This is a genomic window from Pseudomonas baetica (genome assembly GCF_051216495.1).
Taxonomy (GTDB): Bacteria; Pseudomonadota; Gammaproteobacteria; order Pseudomonadales; family Pseudomonadaceae; genus Aquipseudomonas; species Aquipseudomonas baetica_B.
The window spans coordinates 1-8205 of the sequence record NZ_JBPKAM010000167.1 but is presented as its reverse complement, the minus strand read 5'-3'; the positions used below and the strand labels follow the sequence as shown (position 1 = coordinate 8205).

Annotated in this window: 8 protein-coding genes; 1 reads left to right on the top strand and 7 read right to left on the bottom strand. The window is 61.6% G+C overall.

Translation table 11 applies throughout. The annotated features are described in order from the left end of the window. Positions 1-134 precede the first annotated feature (134 nt). The 7 genes from ACSFE6_RS29945 to ACSFE6_RS29915 form a co-directional block, all read right to left on the bottom strand. Entirely contained in the window at positions 135-1097 is a 963-nt protein-coding gene (locus tag ACSFE6_RS29945) for a Csu type fimbrial protein (RefSeq protein ID WP_435430985.1), read from the bottom strand. Beyond that, the gene (locus ACSFE6_RS29940) at positions 1094-3451 is read right to left on the bottom strand and encodes a fimbria/pilus outer membrane usher protein (RefSeq protein ID WP_435430984.1); all 2358 of its coding nucleotides are present in this window, start codon (positions 3449-3451) and stop codon (positions 1094-1096) included. The genes ACSFE6_RS29945 and ACSFE6_RS29940 overlap by 4 nt, the downstream gene beginning before the upstream one ends. A 220-nt stretch (positions 3452-3671) precedes the next feature. Next, positions 3672-4460: a fimbrial biogenesis chaperone gene (locus tag ACSFE6_RS29935; protein ID WP_435430983.1), complete on the bottom strand. Its 789-nt coding sequence runs from the start codon at positions 4458-4460 to the stop codon at positions 3672-3674. A gap of 30 nt (positions 4461-4490) precedes the next feature. Next, entirely contained in the window at positions 4491-4991 is a 501-nt protein-coding gene (locus tag ACSFE6_RS29930) for a Csu type fimbrial protein (protein WP_435430982.1), read from the bottom strand. Between the two features lie 4 nt (positions 4992-4995). Then, on the bottom strand, positions 4996-5532 hold the full coding sequence (locus ACSFE6_RS29925) for a Csu type fimbrial protein (RefSeq protein ID WP_435430981.1): 537 nt from the start codon (positions 5530-5532) through the stop codon (positions 4996-4998). A 20-nt stretch (positions 5533-5552) separates the two neighbouring features. Next, positions 5553-6086 carry a Csu type fimbrial protein gene (locus tag ACSFE6_RS29920; protein ID WP_435430986.1) on the bottom strand — a complete coding sequence of 178 codons (534 nt, stop codon included), beginning with the start codon at positions 6084-6086 and terminating at the stop codon, positions 5553-5555. 102 nt (positions 6087-6188) lie between these two features. After that, entirely contained in the window at positions 6189-6716 is a 528-nt protein-coding gene (locus tag ACSFE6_RS29915) for a Csu type fimbrial protein (protein WP_435430980.1), read from the bottom strand. A 285-nt stretch (positions 6717-7001) separates the two neighbouring features. Between ACSFE6_RS29915 and zapE the strand changes: the two genes are divergently transcribed. Next, the gene (gene zapE / locus ACSFE6_RS29910; protein WP_435430979.1) at positions 7002-8123 is read left to right on the top strand and encodes a cell division protein ZapE; all 1122 of its coding nucleotides are present in this window, start codon (positions 7002-7004) and stop codon (positions 8121-8123) included. The last annotated feature ends 82 nt before the right edge of the window (positions 8124-8205 follow it).

Genomic DNA, 8205 nt, shown 5'->3' with positions numbered 1-8205 from the left:
CCCCCCCCCCCCCCCCCCCCCCCCCCCCCCCCTCCCCCCCCCCCCCCCCCCCCCCCCCCCCCCCCCCCCCCCCCCCCCCCCGCCCCCACAATTGAATTGCGGACATCCGCTAAATCGGCTCAGGCCGTCAGGCTTCAAAACCCCACATCCAGCACCACGTTGTCCAGGTAAGTCCCCGCCGGCGGCGTGGTCTGATCGGTGTAGATCTTCGCGTTGTAATTGAAGATCTGACTCCCCGTCCCCAACCCATTTCCCGGATTGACCTCGGCATCGGAACTGGCCCGACGTGCAGCGCCCACACTGCCCCAACGGGTCGTACCGGCACTTTTGAAAATGTCATAGGCCAGATAATTACCACCGGAAACCATCCGCCGCCGCCCCCCGACACTGACTGGATTCTGACCATCGCTCAGCCCGACGGTGTAGGCACTGCCCTTGGTGCAGGCCAGGTTGATAGTCTGCCCGGTGACCGGGGCGAACGCGCTGACCACCGGCGCGCTACCAAAGGCAATGTTCGGTGCCGTGATCGTACAGTCGTTCGCTACCGTCAGATTGACCGTCAGCGTGGTAGTGCCGCTGCTGATATCACGCCCCAGACAAACGCCTCCAACGCCGATCCCGGCGCAGTAATTCCAGTTCCAGAAAATGCTCAGGGTTTCGCTATACACCCCGGCGGCGACGTTGCTGCCGATCGTGGTTGCGAAATACAACGGCACGGTTTTCGGCACCGTGCCGTTGAGCAAGCCAAGCGCATCGATGATGCCATTGCGGGCGAAGTCGAAGGCGGTGCCACGGGTCAACGGATAACTGGTGCTGTTGTTGGCGTAGATCGAGTAGCCGATGACATCGCCGGTGGGCCCGAGCAACCCGCTCCGGGTCGAGGTGACGGTGGCCCAGAAGTGATCGTTACTGCTCAACAACGTCAGCAACGAGCCGGTGCAACTCAAGCCACCATTGAGCGTGGAACTGGGTTGTGACGTGGTGCGCACGGCAATCGAACTCAGCGAGCCGAAGCCTGCTGGCGTGGTGGGGACCACCGAGCACAATGCCCATGCCGAACCCGGTAGCCAGAGCACCAGCAGCACCAGCCATTTCATCGGCACACCAACGGCCCGAGCAACGGAATCTGATCCTGATTCACATCAATTGTGAACTGCACGTGACAGGTTTTGCCATCGACCAGGGTCACCTGCAGGTCGTTCTTCTGCTGCAGGTTTTCCAGGTACACCAGACCGTCCCAACCCACCACGGTTTGCGTGCCGCTTTGCGCGTGCACCACACCGCTACCCAGAGGCAATTCCTGTTGCTGCGCATCCACCAGCACGATGCTCGCAGCAATCACCCGGCTCAACGGAAACTCCAGCAGATAACCACTGCCACGGCGTACCGCGATGCGTTGTTCGACGTTCGGACTGCGCACGTTGGCCGGCAGGTTCAAGGGATCGATTTCGTATTTGCCGCGGTAGTAAGCGCTGCTCCAGGGCACCAACAGGTGACCGTTGCGATCGGTCTGGCCGACCTGCTGGTTTTCGTAGCGTACCGGAATGTCGGCAAAGCCATCGGTGCTGACCACCACAAAGGCATCGTCGATACGATTTGCAGCGAACACTTGGTTGTCCATCCACACCAGCGATCCGCTGGCGTCGGCCCAACGGGTTTCAGCCTCTGATGTGCCATAGACGCCAGCCTGCAATTGCACCGATTGCAGGCGCCAGGTCAGGTCGGCCTGCCGGTAATCTGGTCCGTCCCCTTTGGCGTAACCGAGATTGAAGCCCACCCCGCCTTCAGTCGGCACGGCACGACTGTAGTTGACCCGCTGCTGGGACTGCCCGGTCTTGCTGCGTTCGCTGCTGATGGCCAGACTGCCGCGCAAGTCGAACGGAATCACCAGTTGCGCCTGCACCGCCCAGTTGCTGTCACCAATCTCGCGGTTGGCCGACAGGTAAAAGCTACTGCTGTGCCACAGGGGTTTGCTCCAAGTCAGGTTGAGCAGGCGTGTACGCGAATCGTCCGCCGCGCGCACGTCGAAATAGCCAACGCCCAAGCTGCCCCAGGTGTCGAGGTTGAGACTCAGGGTCGCCTGTTCACTGCGCTGGCTGAGGGTGGTGTACGGACTGTCAAGTACCGTCAGGTCGGCGTATTGATCACGCCGTTGCAAACGCTGCCAGGAGAAGCTGTAGTGCTGGCTGCTGTACTGATAACCCAGGCTCAATTGCTGCCCGCTTTCACTGTCGAAACGGCTTTGGCTGATGGCGCTGTTGAGCACCCCGAAATTCCCCAGGCGCACGTTGCCACCAATGCCGCCGAGGGTCAGGGAATCCGAGGCTTCGGCGTGACTCTCCAGGGTGAAGTGATCGCTCAGGCCATAGCGCAGGCTGCCGGAGGTGACACCGGGGCCATAACTGAAATCCCGCAGACCATAGTCCTGGCGCAAGGTGCCGGCCGCCACGGAAAAGTCCGTCAGGCCTTTTTGCAGCAAACTGCTGGTGACGTAGAACGGCACAGTAGTCGAAACCTGTCGCCCCAGCGCATCGGTGGTGACCACTACAGCTTCGCCGGCACCGTTGATGAACGGAATATTGGTCAGTGTGTAAGGACCGGGTTGCAGATCGGCACTGCTGGATTTGTAGCCGTTGATAAACAAATCCACCGAAGACGGCACGGCCGCTTCACCGGCGAATTGTGGCAAGGGATAAGTCACCAGGTCCGGGCGCACGCCGAAATCACGGGACCATTGCACACCGCCCAGGCGCACCGAGTTGCTCCAGGGCAAGGCACCACTGACCAGATCACCCGCTTCGTAGGTCAGCAGCCGATCATCATCGGAGTAACGCCAGGTGGTGTCATAGCGCAGGTAGCCATTGTTCAGCGTGCCGACCTCGTCCCCCGACATCGTGCGGCGATATTGCCCGGTGTTGGACAGCGTGCCCCAGCTGTCGAACAGCCGCACTTCGTTCCATGCCGCCAGGTAGGTGCCGGCATCATCGGTGTCGTTGAGGTACAGGTCATAGTTGAACAGGGCGCCGAAACTGCTCAGGGCGGGGGTACGCGGGTAGGCTTCGCGTCGGCCGACAAACTGCTCGGGCAGCCAGTCCGGCGGCACGTCGAGCAACAGGCGCTGTGCGTTGCTGTCGTACTCGCTGTGCAACCCCGGCAAGCTGTCGAGGCCGACTTCGGCGCCGATGTTTTCCGGCAGCTTCATGCCGGTTTCACGCAACGCACTGGCAGGCAGGAAAAACTGTCCGTTGCGCTGCTCGACCGCGACGACCCGTCCGGTGTTCATCCGGTTGACCACCAATTCCAGGAACAACTGCGCATCGGCCACCGCCTCCATGCCGCTGGGCGGAGGCGGCAAGTCACCGGCCTCTGCGTGATGAACGAATGCCAGGCAACAGGCACAGCCAACGGCCCACAACGGACGCTGCACACTGCGAGCCCTACCCTGGCTCATTACCGCTTTTTGTCCGTCAATGGACCTTGTCTCCTTTACCCCACCGCAATTCAACCGCAGGCAAAAAGCTTCCTGTGGCGAGGGAGCTTGCTCCCGCTCGACTGCGAAGCAGTCGCCAATCCATTCAACGGGGTGTATTTGGTAAACGGTGCGGCCTGGGTTGGGGCTGCTTCGCAACCCAGCGGGAGCAAGCTCCCTCGCCACAGAAAATCAACTGCAATCAAAGAGACGGCGCAATACTCTGCACTTGCGCCGCACCGTTGACCCTCACCTGCAACGCCTGGTCGACGGCCACCGGGCCCGGCGCAGGCCAACGCATCACGGCGCCGGGCAATACGTATCCCAGCAACCCCTCCACCAGCGGTTTGGCCTGGTTGCCCTGCTTGAGCGACACATCGGTCAACCGCGCATGCACCGCGCCCTGGTTGCGCACCTCGACATAGGGACGCCCATCCACCGCCACCGTGCGCCAACTCAGATCCGGCAGGCCTACGCCTTTCGGATCGCGCTGGCGGGTGGTGTCCTCCTTGCTCCACAGGCCGGCACCATAGGCAAACAACGGCACCGAATAACGCATCTGGAAACGAATCGCCGCCGCGGTTTTTCCATCGTCTGCCGCGGGGGATTTCACCGAGGGAATCTCATCGATGATGATGCGATAGGCCAGCTCCTGCCCCGGCGGGATTTCCCGGGTGCGGGTCAGGCGCACCAGTTGTTTCTGGCCCGGTTCGATCTTTGCCACAGGTGGGCTGCCGATCACGTCGCGCTGATTCTGGTATTGATCGCTGAAGCCGCTCTGGCTCCAGGCAAACACTCGGATTTGCAGATTGGCGGTTTCGCTGCCGCGATTTTCCAGCCAAAGGGCGCTGGCCTGTTGATCGGCTTCCAGCACCGGATCGATCGGCCAGATCAGCACCGAGCTGGCGGCCTGCACCTTGGCCATCCCCAGCCACAGCAGTGCCAATAGCGCATGACGCACGACCGATAGTCGCCGCGAAGGTGAATGCATGTGCCATCTCCTTATGATCCGATTATCCCGTTACCACGACAGCTGCACCTGCAGCACATCACTGTATGTCCCCCCGGGCTGGTTTCCCGGTAACTGCACCTGACCGTAAATCGGCAGGCTGATGTTGTTCGCATCGCTATAGGCCACCGCCACGCTTTGGCCGATTCCCAGGCTCTGGCTGAACGCCGCATCGCGAAACAGCTGATAGGCCACGCGGTTGCTGCCGGTGCTGAGCTGCATGTGCCGCCCGCCATTGTTGTACTGTCCGCCATCGACGCTCATGTTCAGCGTCACGCCCGGCGTGCATTGCAACTGCACGCCTGCGGTCAACGCCACCTGCACCGTGCCTGTGGCCAACGCCGAGCGACTGCCGAAATTCAGGCTGCCGTAATTCGACACCCCGCCAACCACCAGGCAACCGGGGGTGATCGTGGCGCTAACCTGGAAGCTCTGGCTGGTGGCCGCCGACAATGGCGAAGGCACGCTGCCTGCACACATCAGCAACAGCAGCGCACAGCCGTGGCGATACATGACCCTAGAACGTCAGTTCGACGGAAATGGTGTCGGTGTAGGTGCCCGCCGGCAGCCCGGCCTTGCCCAGCGCCTGACCGTAGATGTTCACCGTCTGCGCCACGCCGGTACTGGGCGCGAGATTGATCACCCCGTCGATGGCCAACAGCTGCGAGTGCCCGGCATCGGTGTACAAGTCATACGGCACATAATTGGCGACACCGTCGTACAACGCCCGGGTACCGCCCGGCGATTGTCCGTCGTGGGCCCCGGCACGCACCTTGACCGTCGGCGTGGTGCCGGCAGAGCAAAGAATCGACAGTGCCCCGCCGCCACCACCCAGCACTTGTCCAGTGGCCGTGGTGAACAGGCTATTGGCCGTGCCGAAATTCAAGGCGCCGAAATTCAGGCCGGAAGAGCCACCGGAGCCGTTGACCTGGCAACTGCTGATCAGGATCAGGCTGGAGGTAATCTGGCCAGTGACCGTGGTGGCAGCCTGGGCGCCTGACGCCAGCGTCAGGCCCAGCAACGACAAACCTATCCTTGATGCAAACGTACGCATGGTGTCCGTCCTCTACGGGGTTACCAGTCGAGCGTCACCGTCAGGGTGTCGGAATAGACACCGGCCGGCAGCGCGCGGGTATTGGCCACCACCGAGCCGAATACCGGGATCGGTATCTGCGCCCCACTGGTGACAGCGAAATTGTGTTGCTGGCCGATGCTGTAGCTCTGGTTGCCGGATGCATCGAGGAACAGTTGATAGGCAATGGTCTGGCGGCCATTGCTCAGGCGACGCGTGGTGCCGTCGCCATGGGTGCCACCATCGATGGTGACGGTGAAACCGGTAACCGAGGGATTGCAGGCCACATTCAACCTGCCGCTGGCTTCGTCAGAGATGCGGGCCTCGATCGGGTTGTCCCAGGTCGGGCCTTGCTGGCCGAAATCCAGGGTGCCGAAATCACTGACCGGGTTGCCGGAGTCAGTACCATTGGTCACTTCGCAACCGGCGATGAGGGTCAGCCGCGCCTGTATTTGCCCGCTGACGGCTGCTGGCGCGATGCCGGCCGGCAGCATCAGTGCGCTCGCGGCAAAAACCTTCCAGAACCTCGTCATCATATCCATCCCAATCCCTCAGGATCTGAAAAAGCCGTCGTTCATCCTCAAACGACCCGTCCCTGCATAACCCGGGCTCCGCCAGGTGGCTTGTTGCCGATGCGCTTACCAGATAAGCGTCACCTTCACGACATCCGAATAACGACTGGCATGGGGAATCCCGACCAACGGTTCGATACGGGCGTACAGCGGCAAATCCACCGAGCCCGTATCCGGCACACGACCGCTCACCGGCACATCCACCACCAGCGGAATACGTCGCGCCGGATCCTGATAAAGCCGATAGGGAATGGGTTTGCTGTGTTCGGTATTGCCCGCCATGTAGCGCACGTCGCCGACGCCGCCGTGCAGGCCGCCATCGACGCGTAATTGATAAGGGGTATCGGGGTTGCATTCGAGCCGTGGCAAGCGCTCGTTCATCAGCGCAGCCCCCAGTGGCCCGGCAGGATTGTCCAACCGCGCGGTACTGCCAAAGTCCAGCACGCCCAGTTGCTCGACGCCCGCAGTGCGTTGTTGCCCGACCAATTGACAGCCGCGTTGCACATCGACCCGCACCTGAACCTGGAATTCGGCGGCCGATACGATCGAGCTGAGCCCAACGCTCAAGATTGCCAGTACCACATGTCCATTCACGGCCCCATTCCTTTTGCGGGGTGTCCTGTAACACTCAGGTTAGCCATGCGCCATGAAATCGCCAGTCGATGGACAAAAATTGGATCCATTAAAAAGAAGTGATTTCGCATTGCCATTACCGGATAACATCCCGTGGTAACGCGCAATAAGCTGTACACACCGCAGTTTTCTGTCCAATAACCGCCCTGAATCCATCGACACAACTGGAAGCAAATTCCCGCCTCTGGTTACACTATGCCGCCGCAGCTCGGGGAGCCTGCCTGAAGATATCGGGGTGAAATCACAGTGGCCGTTCGACCGCCCAACCGTTCGCGACTCACACCACGCTGGACATCGTGGCGCCGTCTCTTTGGCAAAGCGTCGAGCAACAGCACCGTGGGTGGCCAGGTCATCCATGACTACTTTCACCGCAAGGCCCATTCCCAGGGCTATACCCTCAGCCTCAGCCAGCAGCGGGTGATCGACAGCATGGCGCAGCACGCCGCGACGTTGCTGGATGCCGTGGCGCAACCCCGGCCCGGGCTCTATCTGCACGGCGCAGTAGGCCGCGGCAAGAGCTGGTTGCTCGATGGTTTCTTCCAGGCCATCCCCGTCGCGGAAAAACAGCGCCTGCACTTCCACGAGTTTTTTGCCCGGTTGCATCAGGGGATGTTCAAGCATCGCGATCAGCCCGATGCGCTGGCGACCACCCTCGATGAACTGCTGCACGATTGTCGGGTTCTGTGCTTCGACGAGTTCCACGTCCACGACATCGGCGATGCGATGCTGATCACGCGCCTGTTCAAAGCGTTATTCGGCCGGGGCATCCTGCTGCTCGTCACGTCGAATTACCCGCCGGAAGGCCTGCTGCCCAACCCGCTGTACCACGCGCGCTTCAAACCGGTGATTGACCTGATCAACGGGCGCATGCAGGTGATGGAAGTTGGCGGGCCGCACGACTACCGCAGCCAGGCCAGAACCCACGCGCAACAGCTGTTCACCCAGGGCCAGTATGTCTGGCCCGCCACGCCAGCACAGCGTCAGGCCTCGAACCTGCCGGCCGCCGATGCGCCGGCCATCGCCCTGCCGGTCGGCACCCGCCATCTTCCGGCTCGTTACCGCGACGGACGCACTATCGGCTTTACCTTCAGCGACCTGTGTGACCACCCCACTGCCGTCATGGACTATCTGGAACTGTGCCGACGCTTCGATCACTGGATCATCGACCAATTGCCCAACCTGGCCGACTGTTCGATTGCCGCCCAGCAGCGCTTCATCAATCTGGTGGACGTTTTGTACGATCAGGACAAGTACCTGATCTTGCTCGGGCAGCGCTCGCTGCGCGAAAGCCTGGGTGGCGAAGCCATTGACCTGGCCCGTACGCGCAGTCGGTTGGGGCAATTGGTGGAAGTCCGGGAATCCGTTTAACCGATATTGATTGGTCAGGACTACCGGCCCTTTCGCGAGCAGGCTCGCTCCCACAGTTGGAATGCACTCGCCCGTGGGAACG